Source organism: Mycobacterium asiaticum DSM 44297 (genome assembly GCF_000613245.1).
Classification (GTDB): domain Bacteria; phylum Actinomycetota; class Actinomycetes; order Mycobacteriales; family Mycobacteriaceae; genus Mycobacterium; species Mycobacterium asiaticum.
In genome coordinates, this window is sequence record NZ_HG964936.1 from 230,783 (window position 1) to 254,255 (window position 23,473).

Genomic DNA, 23,473 nt, shown 5'->3' on the forward strand with positions numbered 1-23,473 from the left:
TCATGACCATCAGCGAACGGGCTCAACAACTTCACGCCGCGCGCACACCTTTCGTCCGCGCGACGGTGGTCCGCGCCGAGCAGCCCACCTCGGCATCGCCGGGCGACGAGGCGATCCTGTTGGCCGACGGCACCATCGAGGGCTTCGTCGGCGGGCAGTGTGCCCAGAACTCGGTTCGCAAAGCGGCGCTGGGTGTCCTGCAGGCCGGGGAGAGCGTGTTGTTGCGGGTGCTGCCCGATGGAGACGTGCATTTTCCCGAGGCGCCGGGCGCCTGCGTGGTGGTCAACCCCTGCCTGTCCGGCGGATCGCTGGAGATCTTCCTGACCCCGCAACTGCCGGCCCCGCTAGTACGCATTTACGGCGCCACACCGATCGCCGACGCACTGATCCAGATCTGCGGCGTGCTCGGTTACGACGGGCGCAGGGGCGAGGGTGGCGACATAAGTCCGGATGACACCAGCGCGGTCGTCATCGCCAGCCATGGCGGTCCGGAAGCCCAAATCATCCGTACAGCACTGGATAACGACGTCCCCTACATTGGACTGGTGGCCAGCAAGGTGCGCGGCGCCTCTGTCCTGTCCTCGCTGGACCTCTCCGAATCCGAACGCGCCCGGGTGCACTGTCCGGTTGGCCTGGCCATCGGCGCCAAGACGCCGACGGAGATCGCGGTGGCAATCGCCGCGGAGCTCATCGCCTCCCTCCGCGATGGCACCCTCGTCCGGTCTGCCCCCGCCGTCGGCGCCATTCGGGAAGCGGTCGACCCGGTGTGCGGCATGACCGTGGTCGTCGGACCCCGCGCCGAATACCTGCATCTGGCCGGCACGGATTACTGGTTCTGTTGCTCGGGATGCCGAAGCGCATTCGCCGACCGGAACGGAATATGACGGTCCCGCGCGTCACCGGTATCGTTCTGGCCGCCGGCAGTTCCCGTCGGCTGGGCAGCCCGAAACAACTACTGCCGTACCGGGATACCACGCTGCTCGGTGCGACGCTGGATGTTGCCCGAGCGGTCGGATTCGACCAGTTGATCGTCACCCTGGGCGATGCCGCACAGCAGGTTCGCGACCGGGTGCCATTGGACGGTGCCGAAGTGGTGGCCGTCGAGGACTTCGGCACCGGGTGCTCGGCGTCGCTACAGGCGGCGGTGCAGTGGGTGAACCCGCGGGCGGCTGGCATCGTGCTGATGCTGGGCGATCAGCCCCGAGTGGCCCCGGTGACGGTGCGAGACGTGATCGACAAGGGGCCGGATACCGACGTGCTGGTATGCCGGTACTCCGATGGCATCGGACACCCATTCTGGTTCAGCCGCAACGTATTCGCGGAGCTAGCCCGCTTGCACGGTGATAAGGGGGTCTGGAAGCTGATCGAGTCGGGCCGGTACCCGGTCGAGGAACTGGTGGTGGCCGGGCCCGTCCCGTTGGACGTGGACACCTGGGACGACTACCGGCGTCTGCTGACGGCGGTGCCGTGATGACCTTCACCGGTCCCGACGAGGTGGTCCGACTCTTCGATGCCCAGGACTATCTGCTGGACACCGGGACGGCGTCGGCGATCTTCCTGGCCGTGACGCTCGGCAGGCCGCTGCTGCTGGAGGGCGAACCCGGCGTCGGCAAGACCACCGCAGCCAAAGCGCTTGCCGGCGTGCTTAATACCAGCCTGGTGCGGCTGCAGTGCTACGAGGGGCTGACCGCTAGCGAGGCACTCTATGACTGGAACTATCAACGTCAGCTGCTCTCCATCCGGCTTGCCGAGGCGCGCGGCACCGGGATCGCCGAAGGCGACCTGTACACCGAGGCGTACCTGCTGAACCGGCCCATCCTGCAGTGTGTTCGGCACCGCGGACCCACACCCCCGGTGCTGTTGATCGACGAAATCGACCGTGCCGACGACGAATTCGAGGCGCTGCTGCTGGAGTTCCTCGGCGAAGCCGCGGTCACCGTCCCCGAGTTGGGTACCTTCGTCGCCGAGCGGCCACCGATCGCGGTGCTCACCTCGAATCGCAGCCGCGACTTGCACGACGCACTGCGACGGCGCTGCCTGTATCACTGGATCGACTACCCCGAGCCGGCGCGGGCGGCCGAGATCGTGCGGCGCACCGTACCCGGGGCCACCGCACCACTGATCGACCATGCCACCCAATTTGTCGGCGCCGCCAGGGGACTCGATCTGGACAAGCCGCCGGGAGTGGCCGAGACCATCGACTGGGTCGCGGCTCTGGTTTCGTTGGGCGTGGCTGACCTGGTGGATCCGGCCGCATTGGCCAGTCTCGGCGCGCTGGCCAAAACCCCCGACGACCGTACTCTCATCAGCGACGCACTGGTCGAATACAGCCCCACCTGAGTCGAATACAGCCCCACCTGAGAGGACAAAGATGAAGATCGCCAACCAGTTCACCGTCAGCGCACCAATCGAGCAGGCCTGGGACGTGCTGTGCGACCTGGAACGGGTGATTCCGCTGATGCCCGGCGCCCAGTTCACCGGTCACGAGGGTGAGGAGTACCTGGGCAAGGTCAAGGTGAAGGTCGGGCCGGTCACCAGTGAGTTCAGCGGCAAGGTGCATTTTGTCGAGCAGGACCAGAGCCAGCACCGTGCCGTCTTCGACGCCAAGGGCAAGGAGGCGCGCGGCACTGGCAACGCGGCCGCCACCGTCACCGCCCAGCTGCAGGAAGCGGGGGAGCGCACCAACGTCACCGTCGACACCGATCTGAAGATCGTGGGCAAGCTGGCCCAGTTCGGCAGCGGCATGTTGCAGCAAGTCTCCGAGAAGTTGCTGGGCCAGTTTGTCGAGTCACTCGAAGCCGAACTGGCAGCGCAGAATTCACCAGCCACCCCCGCCGAAGAACCCACAGCCGCAGAAGCTTCGGTGCGGACAGCAACTGCTCCTCCAAAGGAGCCCGAGGCGATCGATTTGCTGGAACTTGCCGGCGGCGACCGGATCAAGAAGTACGGCGCCGCGGCGCTGGCGGCGCTGACGGTTCTTGCATTGTTGTGGGTGTTGCGCCGGCGCCGCTGAGCGCGATGACCACCCCGGCCCTGTTGCGGGGCGTCGACCTGGCGGCTTTTGCGGCCGGCTTGGTGGCGCGGCTACGCCGCGCCGGGGTGACGGTATCGGCTAGCGGCCAGGCGAGCTTCGTGCACGCGTTGCGAGAACTGCCGCCCCACAACCGATCCGCTCTGTACTGGTCGGCGCGGCTGACCCTGGTGAACCGGGTCGACGAGCTAGTGTCTTTCGACAAGGTGTTCGCCGAGATCTTCGGCGGTGCCGAGCTGGACGGCCCCGAGCAACACCCGATTCCGCTGCCGGGTCCGCGCACACCCGCCGCAGGGACCGTGCACCGCGGCGCCGGGCAATCCAGCGTGCCGCAAACGCAGACGCTGCCGTGGGTTACCCGCGGCGGTGCCGACCCCGACGCCGCCGCCGGCATCCGGCTGCCCGATGTGGCGCCCAGCCGCATCGCGGCCTTGGCCGATGAATCTTTCGCCCGGTTCGATCCTGACGATCTGCGGTTGCTCGGCTCGTGGCTGGAGGCATCGGTGCGGCACTGGCCGCAGCGGCGCAGCATGCGTGCAGAACTCAACCCGCACGGCAAGCGGATCGATCTGCGGGCGACCATGAGCGCGTCGCGGTCGTCGGGCTGGGAAGTGCTGACGCTGGCCAGAACCCGGCCGCGCCGCCGGCCTAGGCGCGTCGTCCTGGCCTGCGACGTGAGCCGATCGATGCAGCCTTACGCTGCCATCTATTTGCACCTGATGCGAGCGGCGGCGTTGCGTCAGGCGGGTTTGCGGCCAGAGGTGTTCGCCTTCTCGACGTCCTTGACGCGGCTCACCGCGGTGTTGTCACACCGCTCGGCGGAGCTGGCGCTGCAGCGGGCCAATGCGAAAGTTGTTGATCGCTACGGTGGTACGTTCATCAGCCGTAATATCGAGGCACTGCTGGCGCCGCCGAACGGCAACGCCCTGCGTGGCGCGGTGGTGATCATCGCCTCCGACGGCTGGGACAGCGACCCGCCGGAGAGGCTCGGTCACGCGATGGCGAGGCTGCGGCGCCGCGCCGACCTGGTGGTGTGGCTGAATCCCCGTGCCGCACAGCGTCGATTCCAGCCCGCGGCGGGCGCGATGGCGGCTGCGCTGCCGTACTGCGATCTGTTCATGCCCGCACATTCACTGAGCGCGTTGCAGGACGTGCTGCGGGCGGTCGCCGGCCAGGTGCGGCAGCGCTAGGCTACCCGCAATTCAGGTGAGCCCGGCCAGTTCCTCGTCGGGTGCGTTGGCGACCAACCGGTGCCGGCTGTAGCAGGCGAAGTACAGCATGAACGCGCCGAACACCGCCAAACAGCACAAGGTGGCCACGCCGTCGACCAGGAACGTGGCGATCAGCGCCAATGCGGCGATCACCAACGCGAAACCGGTGGTGACCACGCCACCGGGTGTCCGGTACGGACGGTCCATCTCGGGCGCCCGTCTGCGCAGCACGATGTGGCTGACCATGATCAACACATACGACAGGGTCGCCCCGAAAACCGCCATGTTCAGCAACAGATCGCCCTGGCCGGTCAACGACAACCCGAACCCGATGAGCCCGGGCACGATCAGCGCCAGCGTCGGCGCCTTCCGCGAGTTGGTAACGGACAGGACCGTCGGCAGGTAACCCGCCCGGGACAGCGCGAACAGCTGCCGCGAATACGCATAGATGATCGAGAAGAAGCTGGCGACCAGACCGGCCAGTCCGATGTAGTTGACGGCTTTGGCTGCTCCACCCGGCCCCAGCGCCGCCACCAGCGGGTTGCCGGATGTCGACATCGCCTGCGCGCCACCGGAACCGGTGGCCAGAATCAGTACCAACACGCACGTCGCGAGCAGCACGGCAAACGCCACGGTGATGCCCCGTGGCACATTTCGGGCCGGATCGGCCGTCTCCTCCGCGGCCAGCGGCACGCCCTCGATAGCCAGGAAGAACCAGATCGCGAACGGCAACGCCGACCACGCCCCCAGATACCCGTGCGGCAGGAACGCCGATGCGCCAAGCGAATTCGTGGGCGCGATGTTGGTTAGATTCGCCGAATCGAAGTGCCCGACGGCGGCGACGCAGAAGATCGCGATCCCCACCAGCGCTATCGCGGTGATCGCGAACATCACCTTCAGCGCCTCGCCGACCCCGGCCAAGTGAATGCCGATGAACAGCGCGTAGATCGCCAGGTACACATACCAGCCGTCGCGAATGCCGAACAGGCCCAGCGACTCCACATAGGCGCCGATGAACGTCGCGATGGCAGCCGGCGCGATCGCGTACTCGATCAGCACGGCGGTGCCCGTCGCAAAGCCGCCCCAGGTCCCCAGCGCACGCCGCGCGAACGTGTACCCGCCGCCGGCGGTGGGCAGCGCGGAGGACAACTCGGCCATCCCCAGCACCAATGCCAAATACATGGCGGCGATCACGCCGGTGGCGAGCACCAACCCCCCGAAGCCGCCGTGAGCCAAGCCGAAGTTCCAGCCCGAGTAGTCCCCGGAGACCACGTAGCTGACACCAAGTCCCGCCAGTAGCAACCAGCCGGCGCTACCGGTTTTCAGTTGCCGCTTCTCCAGGTAGGTGCGCGGCTCCGGGTGGCTTTCCACAGGGCTCCCACGTTAAGGCAGGATCGGCAGGTATGGATCAGGTATGGGCGAACCGGGCGGGCAGCTCTGAAACCGCCGTCACGCAACGGCACCTGACGCGACTGTGGGGGTTGCCGGGAACACAGCTGGGCGTGGTGGCCTGGCCGTCGGAGCGCAGGGACCGGTTGTTCGGCACCTGGCACTACTGGTGGCAGGCGCATTTGCTGGATTGCCTGGTCGACGCTCAGCTACGCGACCCGCAGCCGGAGCGGAACACCCGGATCAAGCGGCAGATCCGCTCGCACCGGTTGCGCAACAACTTCTTCTGGACCAACAACTACTACGACGACATGGCGTGGCTGGCGCTGGCGCTGGAACGTGCCACCAAGGTGGCCGGGGTGCAGCGCGACCGGGCGTTGCGCAAGCTCGCCGGGCAGTTCGTCGACTCCTGGGCGCCCGAGCAAGGCGGCGGCATCCCGTGGCGTAAGGGTGGCGAGCGTTTCTTCAATGCCCCCTCCAACGGCCCGGCGGGGATCTTTCTGGCTCGGTACGGGAATCACGTGCAGCGGGCCGACCAGATCAGCGACTGGATCGACCGCACACTGATCGACCCCGAGATGCACCTGGTGTTCGACGGCATCAAGGACGGCTCGCTGGTGCGGGCGCAGTACACCTACTGCCAGGGCGTGGTGCTCGGCTTGGAGACCGAGCTTGCCAAGCGCACCGGCGCCGAGGTCCGGGAACGACACCAGCTGCGGGTGCGCCGGCTGGTCGCCGCCGTCAAGGAACAGATGGCGCCTTCGGGTGTGCTCAAGGGCGCCGGCGGTGGTGACGGCGGGTTGTTCGCGGGCATCACCGCGCGCTATCTGGCGCTGGTGGCCACCGACCTGCCCGGTGATTCCGCCGAGGACGCCGTGGCCCGGGACAGCGCCCGCGGCATCGTGCTGGCCAGCGCGAAGTCAGCGTGGGACTACCGCCAGACGGTGGACGGCCTGCCGGTGTTCGGCGCGTTCTGGGATCGCGACGCCGAACTGCCGAGCGCGGGTGGTCAGCAGGCGCAGTTCGTCGCGGGCGCGGTGAACAGTTCGGAGATTCCCGAACGGGACCTGTCGGTGCAGCTGTCGGGCTGGATGCTGATGGAAGCCGCACACGCCGTCAGTTGATCTGCCAACTAGTCGACGCTGGCGTCAGATGACTCTTCCTTATTCGCGCCCCTGCGCCGCGAGCGGTAGGTCTTCCAGGCGGCGATGAACGCGGGCATCAGTGACACAAAGAGAATGCCCAGGATGATCTTCTCCAGGTTCTGGTGCACGAACGGCACGTTGCCCAGGAAGTAGCCGAGTGTCGTGACGCCGCCACCCCATAGCGTGCCGCCCACGATGTCGAACCCCAGGAAGACGGGGTAGCGCATGTAAGAGATCCCGGCGACCACCGGCGTGAACGTCCGGAGGAACGGCGCGAACCTGGCCAGGATGATCGCCCACGGCCCGTACTTCTCGAAGAACGCGTGCGATTCGGTCACGTAGTGCTTCTTGAAGAACCGCGAATCTTCCTTCTTGAACAGAGCCGGACCGATGCGACGGCCGATGAAGTACCCGGTCTGGTCGCCGAGCACCGCGACGACGGCGACGGCGGGCGCCAGCACCCAGATGTCGATGGTCCCTTTCGACGCCAGCAAGCCGCCGGTGAACAGCAGTGACTCACCCGGCAGGAGCGGAAACAGCAGACCGGTTTCTATAAAGACGATGATCAGGATCCCGGGTAGCACCGCAGACCCGAAGACGCCGCCGGGGCCCAACCAATACCACGGGTCGAGGAAGTCGCCCAACGCGACAACCGAGGTGCTCATGATGCTTCAACATACCGGCGTTGCAATACTGGGTGGACCAAAGTCTTCGAGGAGGAAGTCTCATGCCCATCGCAACGCCCGAGGTCTACGCCGAGATGTTGGGCCGTGCCAAGGAGAATTCGTACGCTTTTCCGGCCATCAACTGCACTTCTTCGGAGACCATCAACGCGGCCATCAAAGGCTTCGCCGATGCGGGCAGCGACGGCATCATCCAGTTCTCCACCGGAGGCGCGGAGTTCGGCTCCGGCCTCGGTGTCAAGGACATGGTGACCGGCGCCGTCGCGCTGGCCGAGTTTGCCCACGTTATCGCGGCGAAGTACCCGATCAACGTTGCGCTGCACACCGACCACTGCCCCAAGGACAAGCTCGACACCTACGTGCGCCCGCTGCTGGCGATCTCATCCGAGCGTGTCTCTGCGGGCAAGAACCCGTTGTTCCAGTCCCACATGTGGGACGGCTCGGCGGTGCCGATCGACGAGAACCTCGAGATCGCGCAGGAACTGCTCAAACAGGCCGCGTCCGCCAAGATCATCCTGGAGATCGAGATCGGCGTGGTCGGCGGTGAGGAGGACGGCGTCGCGAACGAGATCAACGACAAGCTGTACACCACCCCGGAGGATTTCGAGAAGACGATCGACGCGCTGGGCCACGGCGAGCACGGCCACTACCTGCTGGCGGCGACGTTCGGCAACGTCCACGGTGTCTACAAGCCCGGCAACGTGAAGCTGCGTCCCGACATCCTGGCCCAGGGTCAGAAGGTGGCCGCGGCCAAGCTCGGACTCGGCGACGACGCCCAGCCGTTCGACTTCGTCTTCCACGGCGGTTCGGGCTCGGAGAAGTCCGAGATCGAGGAGGCGTTGCGGTACGGCGTGGTGAAGATGAACGTCGACACCGACACCCAGTACGCGTTCACCCGCCCGATCGTCGCGCACATGTTCACCAACTACGACGGCGTGTTGAAGGTCGACGGCGACGTGGGTTCCAAGAAGGTCTACGACCCGCGCAGCTACCTCAAGAAGGCCGAGGCCGGCATGACCGAGCGCGTCATCGAGGCCTGCAACGACCTGCACTGCGCTGGCAAGTCCCTCGCCGGTTAGGCGGGCGGGCTAACTCGCGCGACTAACTGGGGGACTGGCAGATCTTCCACTGCTCGTCGCGGTACTGCAGATCCAAGCTGCGCGTCGACCGCGTTTGCGGGTCATAGGCCATGAACGAGGTGATATTGGCCTCGGCGTGCTGGCCGTTGACCACCACCTGGTCGATGCTGGCGATCACCGGATACTGCTTGGCCGCCGACACCCGGCGGTAGGTCTCCGTCCAGGCCTTCTCGTCGTAATCCACGTAGCCGTCGCGGGTCGTGCCGCAGGTTATGCCGCGCAGCGCCGTCAGGTCGCCCCGCTGTATTGCCACGTCGAAGCTCTGGATGGTCTGCCGGACCTGCTCCTCCTGCGAGGGCTTGGCGTGCTTGGTTCGGGTGAGCAGCACCGTGCCGAAGATCGCGATCGCCGCCAGCGCCAACACGATCACCACGATCGCCAGCACCCAGCCCCAGTTGCGGTGCTTCGGTGCGGTTTTCGTCGCGCCACGCGGCGGAATCGACTGCGGCACTGCGGCTTTCGGCGGCGGCTGGGAACCTGGTGGCGGTTGGGACCCGGGTGGCAGCGGCACCGAGCCCTGCGGCGCCGGGCGGGTTTCGAAGACCTCGGTGGCAGCTTCCGGGGCCGTGGCGATGACCTGGGTTTCTTTCTCGTCGAAGCCGGGCGCGGTGAATCGGCGCTCGGGTTCATCCGGGGCGGTCGGTTCGGACGTCTCGTCCGGTTGCTTTTTGGCGATCCTCAGAGCCTCGGTTTCGGCATCACCTGTGACCAGGGGGTAGCCCTCGGTGGCCTCGTTGCTGGGGTCGCGCTCGCGCTCCGGGTTGCCGCGCAAGGATTTGCCGTCGCGGTCGGACTCAGGTGCGTTGGGCATGAATGGAGCTTAGCGACAGGCTTGGCAAGATGTAGGCATGACGCCGACCGGTGATCTTCTGGGACCTGATCCAATTCTGCTGCCGGGCGACAGCGAGGCCGAGGCTGCGCTGCTCGCCGACGAGAACCCCGGCATCGTCGCCGCCGCGCACCCGTCGGCATCGGTGGCCTGGGCGGCGCTCGCCGAGGACGCACTTGCCGAAGACCGCGCTATCACCGCCTACGCGTACGCCCGCACCGGCTACCACCGAGGGCTGGACCAGCTGCGCCGCAACGGCTGGCGGGGCTTCGGCCCGGTGCCATATTCGCACGAGCCGAACCGGGGATTTCTGCGGTGTGTGGCAGCACTGGCACGCGCCGCGGATGCCATCGGCGAAACCGACGAATACCGACGCTGCCTGGACCTACTCGACGACTGTGATCCCACCGCCCGCCAGGCGCTGGGTCTTTAGCAGCCGCTAAAACGTTTCTTCGCAGTGCCCGTCCGGGCAGTCGATCTGCACGGTGGCGTGGTCCAGTCCGCGGGCCGATAGGACCGCACGTGCCGCGTTCAGCACCTGCGTCGAGTCCCGGTCGCTGGTCAGGTGCGCGGTGACCATGTCCTTGCCCGGTGACAGCGTCCACACGTGCAGATCGTGGACGTCGGTCACGCCGTCGAGCTCGCCCAGCGCCGAACGTAGTTCGGCCACATCGATGTGTGCCGGCGACGACTCAGACAGGATCCGCAGCGCGGCGCGCGCCAGCGCAATCGCCCGCGGCAATACCCACAGTGCGACAAGCACCGCGACCACCACGTCGGCGTAGGGCCAGCGCGTCGTGACGGTCACGATGCCGGCGATCAGGACGCCGATGCTGCCGACGGTGTCGGCGACCACCTCCATGTAGGCGCCCTTGACCGCCAGGCTGTCGTCCGAATGAGACCGCAGCAGCATCGCCACCACGAAGTTGGCGGCAACCCCGGCCAGCGCCACCACGATCATCGGCACGCCGGGCACCGACGGCGCCCCGCCGAGCCGGTCGATCGCCTCGTACAGGATGAACAGCGCCACCCCGACCAACAGCACCGCGTTCGCCACCGCGGTGAACACCTCGGCGCGATGCCAACCGTAGGTGCGGTCCGGTGACGAGCTGCCCCGGCGGGCCAGCACCACGGCGGCCAGCCCCATGAACACCGCCACCACATCGGTGAGCATGTGCCCCGCGTCGGCCAGCAGCGCTATCGAGTTGATCAGCAGCGCGGTCGTCAGCTCGATGACGAAGAATGCGGCCAGGATGCCCGCCGCGGCGATCATCCGCGGGATCATTCGCGACGCATCCGCCTCCGCGGGAGTGTGACTGTGTCCGGCACCCATGCGCAGTAATATATGCGCGAAGTCGCATATATCGCAATACTCAGAACCAGGCGCCCCAGAACCGGGTCAGCCCCGCCCCGGCCATCGACAACCGCGGCGGCACCCCGGACAGATCGAAAAGCCAGTACACCGCCTCGAAGAAATAGCGGTTCAATCCGGGCGCCAGCAGCACGACCAACAGCACGAAGAGCCCGAACTGCTTGGCGGGGGCCAAGGCACGCTGGGTCTGCGGGCTCAGGTGCGGCTCGACGGCGTCGTAGCCGTCCAGGCCGGGTACCGGCAGCAGATTCAGCACTACCGCGGTCAGTTGCAGGAATCCCAGGAACGCCATCCCGGCCGTGAACACCAGGTGTGCCGGGTCGTACCGGACCCGCACCGCGGCCAGCAGCAGCACCGCCAGCACCAGGTTGGCCGCCGGACCGGCCAGACTGACCAAAGTCCGCCGGGCGGGCGTCATGAATCCGGTCTGCAGATACACCGCCGCGCCCGGCAGCCCGATACCCCCTAACGCGATGAACACCATCGGCAACACCAGCGACAGTGCGAGGTGGCTGTATCGCCGCGGATCCAGGCTGAGGTAGCCGCGCACCGCCGCGTCGCGGTCACCGAATCGCCACGCCGTGTACGCATGCCCGAACTCGTGCAGACATAACGACACCAGCCAGCCCGCGATCACGAAGATGAACACCCCGGCGTAGGCCAGCGGACGCACGACCGATCCTGCGGCCCAGGCCAGCGCCCCACCGATGACCGCCAGACCGACCAGGCCAAGGAATATCGGGCTGGGCCGCACCGGTCGAAACTACCGAACCAGCTGCCAGCCTTCGACATTGCGGTAGAACGACGATCTGCGGATCGGTCGGGTCGCGGGGACACCGTCGCGCACCACCGCCGCTCCGGTGGTGCCCAGCTGCGCGGCGCGCCCGCTGAACCAGCGCACCCACCGGCCCGCCACGGCGGCGCGCACCCCCGGCAACGCCAACGTCGGCTCGATCCAGACCGCCGTGACGTCGCCATCGAACAACACGGTGTCGTCCACGACGGCCTCACCACGGATCGACGCCGCCCCCTCAACCGGTAACCACACGCCGCGCCCGACGATCACCGTGCCGGTCTCGTCGCGGATCAGCGGTACCCGACGGGCGGTCCCGCGGCGTGCGCGGCGGGCGGCGCGCGAACCCGCGTGCAGCCGGTAGGCCCGGGTGGCGCGGGTGCGCCGACGCGGCACGTAGGCCACCTCGACGTCCAGCCGGTCGGTGCGCAGCAGTCGGGTCAGCACGGAGGCCAGGTCGGCGTCCCAGCCGACAACCACCAACCGTCGGCAGGTGTCGAGCAGAGCTTCCATTTCAGCGGGATCGCCGGCGCGGTGGGTGGGCAGGCCGCGCAAGCACCGTGGCGGGCGGGCATTGCCGAACCGCAATACCGCCACGCCGGACGCGTTCTGCGCCGCATTCATGGCACTCCTCGCAAACCGCTGGGTAGGGTAGGTCACCGGCTGGACCACAATAAGCGGCCCAACCTGCGAGACGAGTTGGGAGCACGTCATGCCGGCAATCGTCCTGATCGGCGCCCAGTGGGGCGACGAGGGCAAAGGTAAGGCCACCGATCTGCTCGGTAGCCGGGTGCAGTGGGTGGTCCGCTACCAGGGCGGCAACAACGCCGGGCACACCGTCGTACTGCCCACCGGCGAGAATTTCGCCCTGCACCTGATCCCGTCGGGCGTCCTGACACCCGGGGTCACCAACGTCATCGGCAACGGCGTCGTCATCGATCCCGGCGTGCTGCTCGACGAGCTCAAAGGCCTGGAGGACCGCGGCGTCGACACCTCCAAGCTGCTGATATCGGCGGACGCTCACCTGCTGATGCCCTACCACGTGGCGATCGACAAGGTCACCGAGCGCTACATGGGCAGCAAGAAGATCGGCACCACCGGACGCGGCATCGGGCCGTGCTACCAGGACAAAATCGCCCGAATGGGTATCCGGGCAGCCGACGTGCTCGACCCGACGCAGCTGGCGCACAAGATCGAGGCCGCGCTGGAGCTCAAGAACCAGATCCTGGTCAAGATCTACAACCGCAAGGCACTCGATCCCGAGCAGGTCGTTGAGTCGCTGCTACAGCAGGCCGAGGGCTTCAAGCACCGCATCGCCGACACGCGCCTACTGCTCAACACCGCGTTGGAGGCCGGCGAGACGGTGTTGCTGGAAGGTTCGCAGGGCACGCTGCTCGACGTCGACCACGGCACGTATCCGTATGTCACGTCGTCGAATCCAACCGCCGGTGGCGCCTCAGTCGGCTCCGGCATTGGCCCGACCAGGATCACCACGGTGCTGGGCATCCTGAAGGCCTACACCACGCGGGTGGGTTCTGGTCCGTTCCCGACCGAACTGTTCGACGAGAACGGTGAGTATCTGTCCAAGACGGGCGGCGAGTTCGGGGTCACCACCGGCCGGCGGCGCCGGTGCGGCTGGTTCGACGCCGTGATCGCGCGCTACGCCACCCGAGTCAACGGCATCACCGACTACTTCCTCACCAAGCTCGACGTGCTGTCCAGCCTGGAGACGGTGCCGGTGTGCGTGGGCTACAAGATCGACGGCAAGCAGACCTCCGAAATGCCGATGACCCAGAGCCTGCTGTGCCGTGCGGAGCCGGTGTACGAGGAGCTGCCGGGCTGGTGGGAAGACATCTCCGGCGCGCGCGAATTCGATGACCTGCCCGCCAAGGCACGCGACTACGTGCTGCGGCTCGAAGAGCTTGCCGGAGCGCATGTTTCGTGCATCGGCGTGGGACCGGGTCGGGATCAGACCATCGTGCGGCGCGACGTGCTGGCGGCGCGTCCGTGACAGATCCGGACCCCAAGGAACTCGACCCCGAATACGAACACCACGGCGGCTTCCCGGAATACGGGGCGGCCGATCCGGGAGAGGGCTTCCGCCGCTTCGTCACTGCCATGCGCAAGGCGCAGGACCTCGCCGTGTCGGCCGATCCCAGCGACGACGTCTGGGACAAGGCAGCAGAGCACGCCGCCGCGCTGGTCGAGTTGCTGGGGCCGTTTCAGGCCGAGGAGGGCAGGTCCCCGGCGGGACGGACGCCGGATCTGCCCGGCATGGGCAGCCTGCTGATGCCGCCCTGGGACCTGACGCGCTACGGCCCCGACGGGGTCGAAATGACCGGCTACTTCAGCCGATTCCACGTCGGAGGCAACATGGCGGTGCACGGCGGTGTACTGCCGCTGCTGTTCGACCACATGTTCGGCATGATCTCGCACGCAGCCGGCCGGCCGATCAGCCGAACCGCGTTCCTGCATGTGGATTACCGCAAGATCACCCCGATCGATACGCCACTGGCGATCCGCGGTCGCGTCACCGGAATCGAGGGTCGCAAGGCGTTCGTGTCCGCGGAACTGGTGGACACCGACGAGACGGTGCTGGCCGAGGGGAACGGCCTGATGGTGCGACTGCTGCCTGGGCAGCCCTGATCACTGCTGGTTCGGATTCGGCGGTACCACGATGATGGTTGCCCCCGGGATCGCCGCCAGCGTCGCGGCGAGATTGGCGACGACCCCGGGCGGCAGCCCTTGCGGCAGACCGGGGAACTGCGCCGCCGTGGCGGCCGCCGGGACGGCCGGTGCATTGGCGGCGGGCCGAGCGGCCGCGGCGGCGCCGCCGCTGGCCGCCGGGGCTGCCTGCGTTGGGGTCGAGGAGGAACCTCCCCGGGCTGCGAGACTCGCGAGGCCGGTGCCGGCCATCCCCGCGACCGCCAGGCCGGCGTAGCCGCCGTTCTCGCCGCCGATCACGACTGGTGTGGTGCCGGGGTACATCGCGGCGACCTGGCGCACCGCGGGGGGCATGAACCAACTCTGCGGTACCGTCAGGCCCCCGAGGCCGGCGCCAGCGCCGGAAACCGCGGCGGCTCCGGCGCCGACGGACCGCAGTCCGATCCGGCCCGGGCCGACCATGGGGCGCTCGGCAGGAACCGGTGCGCCACCGCCGAGTTCTTCTTCCTCCAGTTCGTTGCCCTGCTCGAGCTGTTCCTCCTGAACTTCATCGCTGCGGACTTCCTCGCTGAACTGCCCCAGCGCCACGATCAAGCTCGCACCCGCGAGGCCCGCTGTAGTGAGTACGAGCAGGTCCAGATCTTCGAATGGACTCGGTAAAGGAATCACCGGCGCCGCCGGCGCGACTGCGGCGGCAAGTGGGGCACCCTCGTCGGTCGTGGCCGGCGGCGGAGCGAACGGCGTCAGCTGCGACGCGGCTTCCGAATCGCCGGCGTAGCCCGCCATCGCGACCACATCCTGTGCCCACATCTCGCCGTAATCCGCCTCGCCGGTCGCGATTGCGGGTGTGTTCTGGCCGAAGATATTGGTCCGCGCCAACGACATGACGGTGTCGCGGTTGGTGGCGATCGCCGCCGGTGGCACGGTTGCGGCGTAGGCGGCTTCGTAGGCGTTTGCTGCGGCCACCGCCTGCGCGGCGGCCTGCTCCGCTTGGGCGGCGGTAACCCGCATCCAGGTCACGTACGGAGCTACCGCAGCCGCCATCGAGATGGACGACGAACCGAGCCACTCGTGGCCAGCGAGTCCGGAGATCACCGCCGTATAGGACTCCGCCGTCGCATTCAACTCGTTGGCCAACCGCTCCCAGGCCGTGGCCGCCTCGACCAGCGGCCCCGATCCAGGGCCGGAATAGATTCTGGCGGAATTGATTTCGGGTGGCAGCGCCCCGTACTCCATGCCAAGCATGCCTATGCCCCCCATCGGCTCGGACTCACGACAGCCATGCACCTCCCCGCGGCACTGTGCGCCACGCCATTCAGCAAATGTTCACAAGGCTTTCACAAATATTCCCAAAGAAGAGTCCAGCGGCGTTGCTCGGGGGATCGCACCTATCCTTGAGCGGTGACCGACGGCGTTACCGAAGGACCAGATGGAGCCGACAACCAGCAGCTCCCAGCGGGGGCCGAACCGGGGACGACGGTCCTGTCCGTCGAGGCCGAACCTGATGTCGGCCCGCGCGTGTTGGTGCTTGGATCCGACCCGGCGGGTGAAGAGTTGACCGTCGCCCTGCAGCGGCTGGGCGCCGAGGTCATCACCGCCGACGCCGAGACGCTTGCCGACGCCGAAGAGCTCACGGCGGTCGGGCAAGGGTTGCAACCGGACTTCGTGGTGACCCTTGCCGGGGCGGTCGACGTGGTCGCCGTCGGTGGGTTGGAAAATCAGGACACCGAGCTGGTGCCCAGTGCCCGTGGGGTGCGGCTCACCGCGGATCGGGAGGGCCTGCGCCGACTGGCAGCTGACGAACTGGGCCTGCCCACCGCGCCGTTCTGGTTCGTCGAGTCGCTGGCAGAACTCGAGGCGGTGGCCGCCCACGCCGGCTACCCGCTGCTTGTCAAGCCGGTGACCGGTGACGACGGCCGGAACCGGTCGGTGGTTCGCGACGCCACCGAGGTGGCCGGTGCCTGGGAGCGGGCAACCGCGGGCGGAGGCAACCGGGTATGGGCGGAGACGGTGGTCGACGTCGAGTTTCTGGTCACCCTGATCGTGGTGCGCAGCGAGGGACCATCCGGCCCGGCCATCGGGTTCTGTTCGCCGATCGGGCATTCCAGCGAAGACGCCGAGGCGCTGGAGTTTTGGCAACCGCAGGAGCTGACGCCCGCGGCGCTGGACGCCGCGAAGTCGATCGCCGCGCGTATCGTCAAGGCACTGGGCGGGCGTGGGGTCTACAGCGTGGAGTTGATGATCAACGGCGACGAGGTGTACTTCGCGGAGGTAGTGGCGGGCTTGTCGGACAGCGCCTGGGTGACCCTGCGTAGCCAGCGGCTTTCGGCATTCGAACTGCAGGCCAGGACCGTGTTGGGGGTAGCGGCCGACACGCTGATGATCTCGCCGGGCGCCGCCCGGGTGATCGATCAGGGCGCGACGGCACCCGGCGTGGCACCCAGTGGTGACGTGCTCGCCCAAGCCCTCTCGGTGCCGGAGAGTGACGTGCGAGTGTTCGTCCCGGCGCCTATGGACCAACCCGCGCCTGCGCCGGACAGGTGGGGGGTGGCGCTGGCGACGGCGCCCGACGTGGCCACCGCGCGCGACCGCGCCCGGCAGGTGGCGGCCGGGCTGAATGTGCGAGACTCACGCGGGTGAGCTACGCAGGAGACATCACGCCTCTGGAGGCGTGGAAAATGCTGACGGACAACCCCGACGCCGTACTCGTGGACGTGCGCACCGACGCCGAGTGGCGCTTCGTGGGGGTTCCCGACCTCTCAAGCCTGGGGCGCGACGTGCTCTACATCGAGTGGAACCGGTCCAACGGACAGCACAACGACAGATTCCTCGCCGAACTGCAGGACAAGCTGCCGGCCGCCGAGAGCGAGCGCCCGGTCGTTTTTCTGTGCCGTTCCGGTAACCGCTCCATCGGCGCGGCCGAAGTGGCCACGGAGGCGGGAATCGGGCCGTCGTACAACGTGTTGGATGGCTTCGAAGGCCAACTCGATGCGCAGGGCCACCGTGGGGACACGGGGTGGCGCGCAGTAGGGCTGCCTTGGAAGCAAGGCTAGTAACAGGGCCAGTGCAGGGATGACCGACCCGAAATCCATTCGCACCTCCAAGCCGTTGCCGGACGGCGTCGGACAGGCCACCATCGGTGTGCGCGGGGGACTGACGCGCTCGGGGTTCGAGGAGACCGCCGAGGCGATGTTCTTGTCGTCCGGCTACGTCTACCCATCCGCGGCCGTCGCCGAGCAGTCGTTCACCGGCGAGGTGGACCACTACGTCTACTCGCGCTACGGCAATCCCACCGTCAACATGTTTCAGGAGCGCCTGCGGCTGATCGAGGGCGCTCCGGCGGCGTTTGCGACGGCCAGCGGCATGGCCGCGGTGTTCGTTTCGCTGGGCGCCCTGCTGGGTGCCGGCGATCGCCTGGTTGCGGCGCGCAGCCTGTTCGGTTCGTGTTTCGTGGTGTGCAACGAGATCCTGCCGCGCTGGGGAGTTGAGACCGTCTTCGTCGACGGCGACGATCTCTCGCAGTGGGAGCAGGCGCTATCGGTGCCTACCCAGGCGGTGTTCTTCGAGACACCGTCGAACCCGATGCAGTCGCTGGTCGACATCGCCGCGGTCACCGAGCTGGCCCACGCTGCCGGCGCAAAGGTGGTGTTGGACAACGTCTTTGCGACGCCCTTGCTGCAGCAGGGCTTTCCGCTCGGCGTCGACGTGGTGGTGTACTCCGGAACCAAGCACATCGACGGCCAGGGCCGGGTGCTGGGCGGCGCCATCCTGGGCGACCAGGAGTACATCGACGGCCCGGTGCAGAAGTTGATGCGCCACACCGGCCCCGCGCTGAGCGCATTCAATGCCTGGGTGTTGCTGAAAGGCCTTGAGACGCTTGCGGTTCGGGTCGACTACAGCAACTCCTCGGCGCAACGCATCGCCGAGTTCCTGGAGGAGCACCCCGCGGTGCGCTGGGTTCGCTACCCGTTCCTGCCGTCACATCCGCAACACGACCTGGCCAAGCGCCAAATGACCGGCGGCGGGACGGTTATCACCTTTGAATTGGACGCCGCCGAAGGTGCGTCCAAGCAGCGGGCATTCGAAGTGCTCGACAAGCTGCGGCTGATCGACATCTCCAACAACCTTGGTGACGCCAAATCCCTTGTCACCCATCCGGCGACCACGACGCACCGGGCGATGGGCCCCGAGGGCCGGGCCGCCATCGGGCTGGGCGACGGCGTGGTTCGTATTTCCGTCGGCCTGGAAGGCACCGACGATCTGATCGCCGATATCGACCAGGCGCTGAGCTAGCCGGGGCTAACCCGCCTTCTGTTCGGCCTTTTCGGCTTGTTCGGCGGCCGCCAACGCGCCTTGGCTTTCGGCGGGTCCGATCCCTTGGCTTTCTTCCATCCACTTGGTCACGACTCTGGCGTAGATCATCTGGCTGGTGATGGCCATCTGACCACGGGTGCGGCCGAGGAACGAGATCACCCAGGAGAACAACGCCGCGATCCGGTTGCGGTGGCCCACCAAGTAGTAGAGATGCAGGACCAGCCACGCCAGCCAGGCGATAAAGCCGCCAAACTCGAACTTGCCGACCTGCGCGACGGCGTTATATCGAGAGATCGTCGCCATACTGCCCTTGTTGAAGTAATCGAACTTCTCTCGGTTGGCCGGGTCGTCTTTGCCTTTGACGGTGTTCTTGATGATCTTGGTGGCATAGTGCGCGCCCTGGATCGCGCCCTGCGCCATGCCTGGCACGTCGGGCACCATCGCGAGGTCACCGATCACGAAGACGTGCGGGTGACCCTTGACGGTGAGGTCGGGCTCGACGATGACCCGTCCGGCTTTGTCGGTTTCAGTGCCGTCGGACTGGTCGGCGATCATCTTGCCTAGTGGACTGGCTTGGACACCGGCAGCCCATACCTTGACCGCGCATTCGATGCGGCGCTCGCCGGTCTCCTTCTCTTTGATCGTGATGCCCTTGTAGTCGACTGCGGTCACCATGGCGTTGAGCTGTACCTCGACGTCCATCTTTTCCAGCCGTCGTTGCGCTTTGCCGCCCAGCTTCTCGCCCATTGGTGGCAACACCAGGGGTGCGGCATCGACCAGGACTACTCGGCACTCGTCGGGTCTGATGGTGCGAAACGCTCCGGCCAGGGTGCGTTCTGCTAGTTCGACGATCTGACCAGCCACCTCGACGCCGGTAGGCCCGGCTCCCACCACCACGAACGTCAGGCGACGTTCACGCTCAGCCTGGTCAGTGCTGACCTCGGCTGCCTCGAACGCGCCGAGGATACGGCCGCGCAATTCGAGTGCGTCATCGATGGTCTTCATGCCGGGTGCGAACGTGGCGAAGTGGTCGTTACCGAAATAGGACTGCTGGGAGCCGGACGCGACGATCAGGCTGTCGTACTCGGTCACCGTCTCCATGTCCAACAATTTCGATGTGACGGTCTTGGCCTTCAGGTCGATTGCGTTGACCTCGCCCAGCAACACCCGCACATTCTTCTGCTTGCGTAGGACCAAGCGGGTGGTTGGAGCGATGTCGCCCTCGGACAGGATGCCGGTGGCCACCTGGTAGAGCAGCGGCTGGAACAGGTGGGTCGTCGTTTTGGAAATGAGTGTGATGTCGACATCGGCCCGCTTGAGCTTCCTGGCCGCATTCAGGCCACCGAATCCGCTTCCGATGATGACCACGCGATGGCGCTTGGTCGCGGCTTGTTGCTCGTTGGATGGGTGCGACATGCTCTCCCCTTCTGGGTTCCGACTGATCTCACTCTCTCAGCGCGCATACCCACCCTATGACTCGATTAGCCGAACGTCTTCTGGTCATGCCCAGATGTCGCTCGCGCTAGCAAAGCGGCCGCGGGTTAGCGGCCGTTGCCGCCGCCTCCGCCTCCGGTGCTACCACCTCCGGTGCTGCCGCCTCCGGTGCTGCCGCCGCCGATGCTTCCGCCGCCGGTGCTGCCGCCGCCGATGCTTCCGCCTCCGGTACTGCCACCGCCGATGCTTCCGCCTCCGGTGCTGCCACCGCCGATGCTTCCGCCTCCGGTGCTGCCGCCGCCGGCGCTTTCACCGCCGGTGCTCCCACCAGGCGCCCCACCGCTCGCCGCCCCGCCACCAGGTCCTCCGCCATCAGGTGCTCCACCGGTCGGCGCCCCGCCGCCGGGCGCTCCGTCCGGAACTCCGCCGGGCGCGCCACCCGGAGTTCCGCCGGGCGCGCCACCCGGAGTTCCGCCGGGCGCCCCACCCGGATTTTCGCCGGGCGCACCACCCGGAGTTCCGCCGGGCGCCCCACCCGGAGTTCCGCCGGGAACCCCACCCGGGTGCGCGGGCCCGCCCGAGCCGTACGGCTTTCCGGGCTGGCCGGTGTGATGGTGCTCCGGTGCCGCAGGGCCCGGGACCACCACCGGCGCCGGGTCAGGAGGAAAGAGGTTGGGGTCGAGCGCCTGTGGGTTGTCGTGGCAGCCGAACGGGTTCGGGTTCGCTCCCCATCCCGGGTCCCAGACATCACCTGGACACCAGTGCGGCGGCGGTCCCGGCTCGGCGTGAGCTTCACCGGCCACACTCGTGCCGATCAATCCGATACTCACAACAAAAGCCGCCGTACTTACAACGGCATATGTAAATTTCGTCATGCCTTTTTCTTACCTAAGCTAACTGTGCGAAAAGCTCACAGCAGCCGCGAGGTAACTGTGTGCCGTCGTCTGCGTCGTCATGTAGGAATATACCCCCATAGGGTATATGCTGGCCGAGTGAGAAATCGGCGCGCGGGCCCCTGGATCGTGGCCCTTGTCGCGTCATTGCTGCTCGGCATTGGGGTTCATTGCGGTTTGCCGCGGAGCGAACCTAACGCGGACATCGTCACTCACTCCGCTTTCGCCGTTACTTCAGTCAGCCGCTTCGTTGGCGCCCGCGACCACATTGCACACCCCGACGCATTGAGGTTGCCCTGCCCCACCAAGCTCAGCGCGGCGGTCGCGCCCGAGCCGTATACCGCGGCGCTGGCCGGCGTCAGCCTGGTCGCGGCGATCGGCGCCCTTGCGCTGTTTACCGGGTTCGCGGCGAGCGGTGGTCGCAGTCCGCCCAGGTATCCGCGCCTTGTCGTTGTCGGTCGCGATCTCTTGACGCGGCTCTGTCTAGCCCGTCGCTGAGTGGTCAGCGTCAGACCGTACCCCCTTGGGCGTGGTCGGTGATCGCTGTTGCTGCAACGAGTCCCGTTCGCGGCCATTCGCGCACGGGCTGGCGCACCTGGAGACAAGGACATGGATTTTGGCGCACTACCACCTGAAATTAACTCGGCCAGAATGTATTCCGGCCCCGGCGCGGCATCAATGCTGGCTGCTGCGGCGGCTTGGGAGGCGACGGCCGAAAACCTCTATGCCGCGGCGACTTCCTACAATGACATCCTCTCCGCCCTTACCGGTCAGGCGTGGAGAAGCGACGCAGCGCTCGCCATGATGGCAGCGGCCACCGCGTATTTGGCCTGGATGAGTAACACCGCGGCGCAAGCTCAGCATGCGGCTGCCCAATTACGCATGGCCGCAGGGGTATTCGAGACCGCGCGGTCGGCCACCGTGCCGCCGCCCGTGGTTGCGGCCAATCGCACGCTACTAACGTTGCTCACCGTGACCAATGTGCTGGGCGTCAACACCCCGGCCATCGCAACCACCGAGGCGGACTACGGAGAGATGTGGGCCCAAGATGCCGCGGCCATGTACGGCTACGCGAGCGGCTCGGCAGCCGCGTCGACATTGACGGCCTTCGTTGCGCCCGGCGAAGTCGCCGACGCGGCCGGGCTTGCAGAGTTATCCGCGGTAATTTGGAAGGTGCCGCAGACCCTGCAACAACTTGCGCAGCCGTTGCAGTCGGCAACATCGACCTTCAGCTCCTCCGTGTCGGCGATGTCCTCGTTGAGTTCGGTCGCCAAGACGCTCGGTTCCTCCACCGTGGCCCTGTCCAGTGAGTTGCCGGGTCTCTCCGGTGCGGCCCGCACAGTTGCGGCACCCGCGAGACTGATCGCGGGTTGGGGCCCGTCGGCCGTGTCCGGGCAGCTGGGTCAGGCATCGCACCTCGGGCCGCTGTCCGTGCCGCAGAGCTGGGCGTCGGTGGCGGCGACGCCCCGCTCGGCGCAGTTGGCCGGCGCCGTTACTGCGGTGACACCGGTCGACAGTGCAAACGCGTTGGGCGGACTGCCATTTGCCGGGCTGGCACCGCGTGGTGAAAGCGCTCCTAACGGCACCGCGCCACGGGCTGGCACGCGACTTACAGTGATGCCGCGCCCCGAGTTCATCGGCTAGGTATGACGGTTGCAGGTGTCGGTCGGAACGTGCCCGTGCCACTATGAGCGTCATGTCCGCGACGAGGCACGTCGTTCTGATTCACGGCAATTGGAGCCGTGGGGAACAGTTGGCTGCTGTCCGCCATGCCTTCGAAGAGCGCGGATACCGGGCGCACACCCCCACGCTGCGCCATCATGAGCTGCCGATTGATGAGGGCGCGATGAAGATTGCGGCGCTCAGTATTCGGGACTACACCGACGATTTGCTGAATTTCGTTGCGTCCCTTGATTCGCCGCCACTTCTCGTCGGTCACTCGATGGGTGGACTGCTGGCACAGCTGGTCGCGGCTCGCATTGAGCACACCGGTCTGGTGGTCTTGTGTCCGGCGCCCGCATCTGGCATCACCGGCTCATCGACTCCGGCCAACCGCCGATTGGTTACGCCGCATTACTTGCGGTTGCGTCCATGGGCCAAGCCGGTACGTCCTCCGACCTTCGATCAGTTCCGACGTTGGATCGCCAACAGTCAGACCGAGGAAACCGCGCGAGAGACCTATTCCGGCTTGGTGTGCGAATCCGGACGGGTGCAGTGGGAGATGTTGCTTGCAATGTTGAAGCTCTCGACTGTCACGGTGGTCGACGCCGCGGCGGTAACGACTCCGGTGCTGGCGATCGGCGGTGAACGTGACCGCATCGTGCCGGCCGAGGTGGTGCGGCAGACGGCTGATCAATTTCGGCAGGCGACCGTTGTCGAGATTCCCGGTGCCGACCACATGGTGTTATCCGGGGCTTCGCTACCGGTCGCGTTGCGGGTTATCGACGACTGGATTGCGAGCAACAGTCTCGGTCCGGGGTAGGAGCTTTGCCGACCACCTTCTCAATGGTTCTGGTCTGGAACGGAGCTCATCTGACCTGGCACCGGTGGCGCGCATTTTCGGTGAGGCACCACAC

At 66.9% G+C, this 23,473-nt stretch carries 24 protein-coding genes and 1 pseudogene; 16 read left to right on the forward strand and 9 right to left on the reverse strand.

All coding sequences use genetic code 11. The features are described from left to right. Positions 1-2 precede the first annotated feature (2 nt). The 5 genes and pseudogenes from BN972_RS01020 to BN972_RS01040 form a co-directional block, all read left to right on the forward strand. Positions 3-710: pseudogene (locus tag BN972_RS01020) on the forward strand (XdhC family protein); the annotation flags it as partial. Positions 711-880: 170 nt separating this feature from the next. After that, positions 881-1,471: a nucleotidyltransferase family protein gene (locus BN972_RS01025; protein WP_036351839.1), complete on the forward strand. Its 591-nt coding sequence runs from the start codon at positions 881-883 to the stop codon at positions 1,469-1,471. Further along, positions 1,471-2,340 (forward strand): AAA family ATPase, encoded by an 870-nt coding sequence (locus tag BN972_RS01030; protein WP_036351844.1) that lies wholly within the window; start codon positions 1,471-1,473, stop codon positions 2,338-2,340. The genes BN972_RS01025 and BN972_RS01030 overlap by 1 nt, the downstream gene beginning before the upstream one ends. Positions 2,341-2,371: 31 nt before the next feature. Further along, on the forward strand, positions 2,372-3,013 hold the full coding sequence (locus BN972_RS01035) for an SRPBCC family protein (RefSeq protein WP_036351846.1): 642 nt from the start codon (positions 2,372-2,374) through the stop codon (positions 3,011-3,013). A gap of 5 nt (positions 3,014-3,018) precedes the next feature. Beyond that, positions 3,019-4,221, forward strand: coding sequence for a vWA domain-containing protein (locus tag BN972_RS01040; protein WP_036356188.1), 1,203 nt, complete (start codon positions 3,019-3,021; stop codon positions 4,219-4,221). 12 nt (positions 4,222-4,233) lie between these two features. Here BN972_RS01040 and eat read toward each other — a convergent pair whose 3' ends face one another. Next, the gene (gene eat, locus BN972_RS01045) at positions 4,234-5,613 is read right to left on the reverse strand and encodes an ethanolamine permease (protein WP_036351849.1); all 1,380 of its coding nucleotides are present in this window, start codon (positions 5,611-5,613) and stop codon (positions 4,234-4,236) included. A 32-nt stretch (positions 5,614-5,645) separates the two neighbouring features. On the opposite strand from eat, the gene BN972_RS01050 reads away from it, so the two are divergent. Further along, positions 5,646-6,755 (forward strand): glycoside hydrolase family 76 protein, encoded by a 1,110-nt coding sequence (locus BN972_RS01050; protein WP_036351851.1) that lies wholly within the window; start codon positions 5,646-5,648, stop codon positions 6,753-6,755. A gap of 8 nt (positions 6,756-6,763) precedes the next feature. Here the strand turns inward: BN972_RS01050 and BN972_RS01055 are convergent, their stop codons facing one another. Then, positions 6,764-7,441: a DedA family protein gene (locus BN972_RS01055; RefSeq protein ID WP_036351854.1), complete on the reverse strand. Its 678-nt coding sequence runs from the start codon at positions 7,439-7,441 to the stop codon at positions 6,764-6,766. Between the two features lie 62 nt (positions 7,442-7,503). Between BN972_RS01055 and fbaA the strand changes: the two genes are divergently transcribed. Beyond that, the gene (fbaA, locus tag BN972_RS01060; protein WP_036351858.1) at positions 7,504-8,538 is read left to right on the forward strand and encodes a class II fructose-bisphosphate aldolase; all 1,035 of its coding nucleotides are present in this window, start codon (positions 7,504-7,506) and stop codon (positions 8,536-8,538) included. A gap of 22 nt (positions 8,539-8,560) precedes the next feature. On the opposite strand, the gene BN972_RS01065 is transcribed toward fbaA, so the two are convergent. Beyond that, entirely contained in the window at positions 8,561-9,409 is an 849-nt protein-coding gene (locus BN972_RS01065; RefSeq protein WP_036351861.1) for an Rv0361 family membrane protein, read from the reverse strand. 37 nt (positions 9,410-9,446) lie between these two features. Between BN972_RS01065 and BN972_RS01070 the strand changes: the two genes are divergently transcribed. Beyond that, a complete protein-coding gene (locus BN972_RS01070) occupies positions 9,447-9,860 on the forward strand; it encodes a DUF3151 domain-containing protein (protein WP_036351864.1) in 414 nt (137 codons plus the stop codon). 6 nt (positions 9,861-9,866) lie between these two features. Here the strand turns inward: BN972_RS01070 and BN972_RS01075 are convergent, their stop codons facing one another. From BN972_RS01075 to BN972_RS01085, 3 genes are read right to left on the reverse strand one after another with little or no spacing between them, the layout of a single operon-like run. Further along, a complete protein-coding gene (locus BN972_RS01075; protein WP_036351867.1) occupies positions 9,867-10,760 on the reverse strand; it encodes a cation diffusion facilitator family transporter in 894 nt (297 codons plus the stop codon). A 40-nt stretch (positions 10,761-10,800) separates the two neighbouring features. Beyond that, on the reverse strand, positions 10,801-11,553 hold the full coding sequence (locus BN972_RS01080; protein WP_036351876.1) for a site-2 protease family protein: 753 nt from the start codon (positions 11,551-11,553) through the stop codon (positions 10,801-10,803). Between the two features lie 9 nt (positions 11,554-11,562). Then, positions 11,563-12,216 (reverse strand): hypothetical protein, encoded by a 654-nt coding sequence (locus BN972_RS01085; RefSeq protein WP_036351880.1) that lies wholly within the window; start codon positions 12,214-12,216, stop codon positions 11,563-11,565. Positions 12,217-12,304: 88 nt separating this feature from the next. Here BN972_RS01085 and BN972_RS01090 point away from each other — a divergent pair, with 88 nt between their 5' ends. Both BN972_RS01090 and BN972_RS01095 read left to right on the forward strand, forming a co-directional pair. Beyond that, the gene (locus BN972_RS01090; RefSeq protein ID WP_036351884.1) at positions 12,305-13,603 is read left to right on the forward strand and encodes an adenylosuccinate synthase; all 1,299 of its coding nucleotides are present in this window, start codon (positions 12,305-12,307) and stop codon (positions 13,601-13,603) included. Further along, positions 13,600-14,238, forward strand: a complete 639-nt coding sequence (locus BN972_RS01095; protein WP_036351887.1) for a PaaI family thioesterase — start codon at positions 13,600-13,602, stop codon at positions 14,236-14,238. The genes BN972_RS01090 and BN972_RS01095 overlap by 4 nt, the downstream gene beginning before the upstream one ends. Here the strand turns inward: BN972_RS01095 and BN972_RS01100 are convergent, their stop codons facing one another. Beyond that, on the reverse strand, positions 14,239-15,492 hold the full coding sequence (locus tag BN972_RS01100; RefSeq protein ID WP_036351889.1) for a PPE family protein: 1,254 nt from the start codon (positions 15,490-15,492) through the stop codon (positions 14,239-14,241). Between the two features lie 165 nt (positions 15,493-15,657). Here BN972_RS01100 and purT point away from each other — a divergent pair, with 165 nt between their 5' ends. The 3 genes from purT to BN972_RS01115 are packed head-to-tail and all read left to right on the forward strand — an operon-like array spanning position 15,658 to position 18,549. Continuing rightward, positions 15,658-16,896 carry a formate-dependent phosphoribosylglycinamide formyltransferase gene (gene purT, locus BN972_RS01105; protein ID WP_036351892.1) on the forward strand — a complete coding sequence of 413 codons (1,239 nt, stop codon included), beginning with the start codon at positions 15,658-15,660 and terminating at the stop codon, positions 16,894-16,896. Then, positions 16,893-17,309: a rhodanese-like domain-containing protein gene (locus BN972_RS01110; protein ID WP_036351897.1), complete on the forward strand. Its 417-nt coding sequence runs from the start codon at positions 16,893-16,895 to the stop codon at positions 17,307-17,309. Before purT ends, BN972_RS01110 begins: the two co-directional genes overlap by 4 nt. Positions 17,310-17,328: 19 nt before the next feature. Beyond that, positions 17,329-18,549 carry an O-succinylhomoserine sulfhydrylase gene (locus tag BN972_RS01115; RefSeq protein WP_036351899.1) on the forward strand — a complete coding sequence of 407 codons (1,221 nt, stop codon included), beginning with the start codon at positions 17,329-17,331 and terminating at the stop codon, positions 18,547-18,549. Positions 18,550-18,555: 6 nt separating this feature from the next. Here BN972_RS01115 and BN972_RS01120 read toward each other — a convergent pair whose 3' ends face one another. After that, the gene (locus BN972_RS01120) at positions 18,556-19,986 is read right to left on the reverse strand and encodes an NAD(P)/FAD-dependent oxidoreductase (protein WP_051544938.1); all 1,431 of its coding nucleotides are present in this window, start codon (positions 19,984-19,986) and stop codon (positions 18,556-18,558) included. A gap of 106 nt (positions 19,987-20,092) precedes the next feature. Next, on the reverse strand, positions 20,093-20,539 hold the full coding sequence (locus tag BN972_RS30085; RefSeq protein WP_235192342.1) for a hypothetical protein: 447 nt from the start codon (positions 20,537-20,539) through the stop codon (positions 20,093-20,095). A 76-nt stretch (positions 20,540-20,615) separates the two neighbouring features. Here BN972_RS30085 and lpqS point away from each other — a divergent pair, with 76 nt between their 5' ends. From lpqS to BN972_RS01140, 3 genes are all read left to right on the forward strand, one after another. Further along, positions 20,616-21,395, forward strand: a complete 780-nt coding sequence (gene lpqS, locus BN972_RS31320; RefSeq protein ID WP_455709857.1) for a putative copper homeostasis (lipo)protein LpqS — start codon at positions 20,616-20,618, stop codon at positions 21,393-21,395. A 111-nt stretch (positions 21,396-21,506) separates the two neighbouring features. Continuing rightward, entirely contained in the window at positions 21,507-22,541 is a 1,035-nt protein-coding gene (locus tag BN972_RS01135; protein WP_036351903.1) for a PPE family protein, read from the forward strand. A gap of 52 nt (positions 22,542-22,593) precedes the next feature. Further along, positions 22,594-23,379, forward strand: a complete 786-nt coding sequence (locus BN972_RS01140; protein WP_036351905.1) for an alpha/beta hydrolase — start codon at positions 22,594-22,596, stop codon at positions 23,377-23,379. The last annotated feature ends 94 nt before the right edge of the window (positions 23,380-23,473 follow it).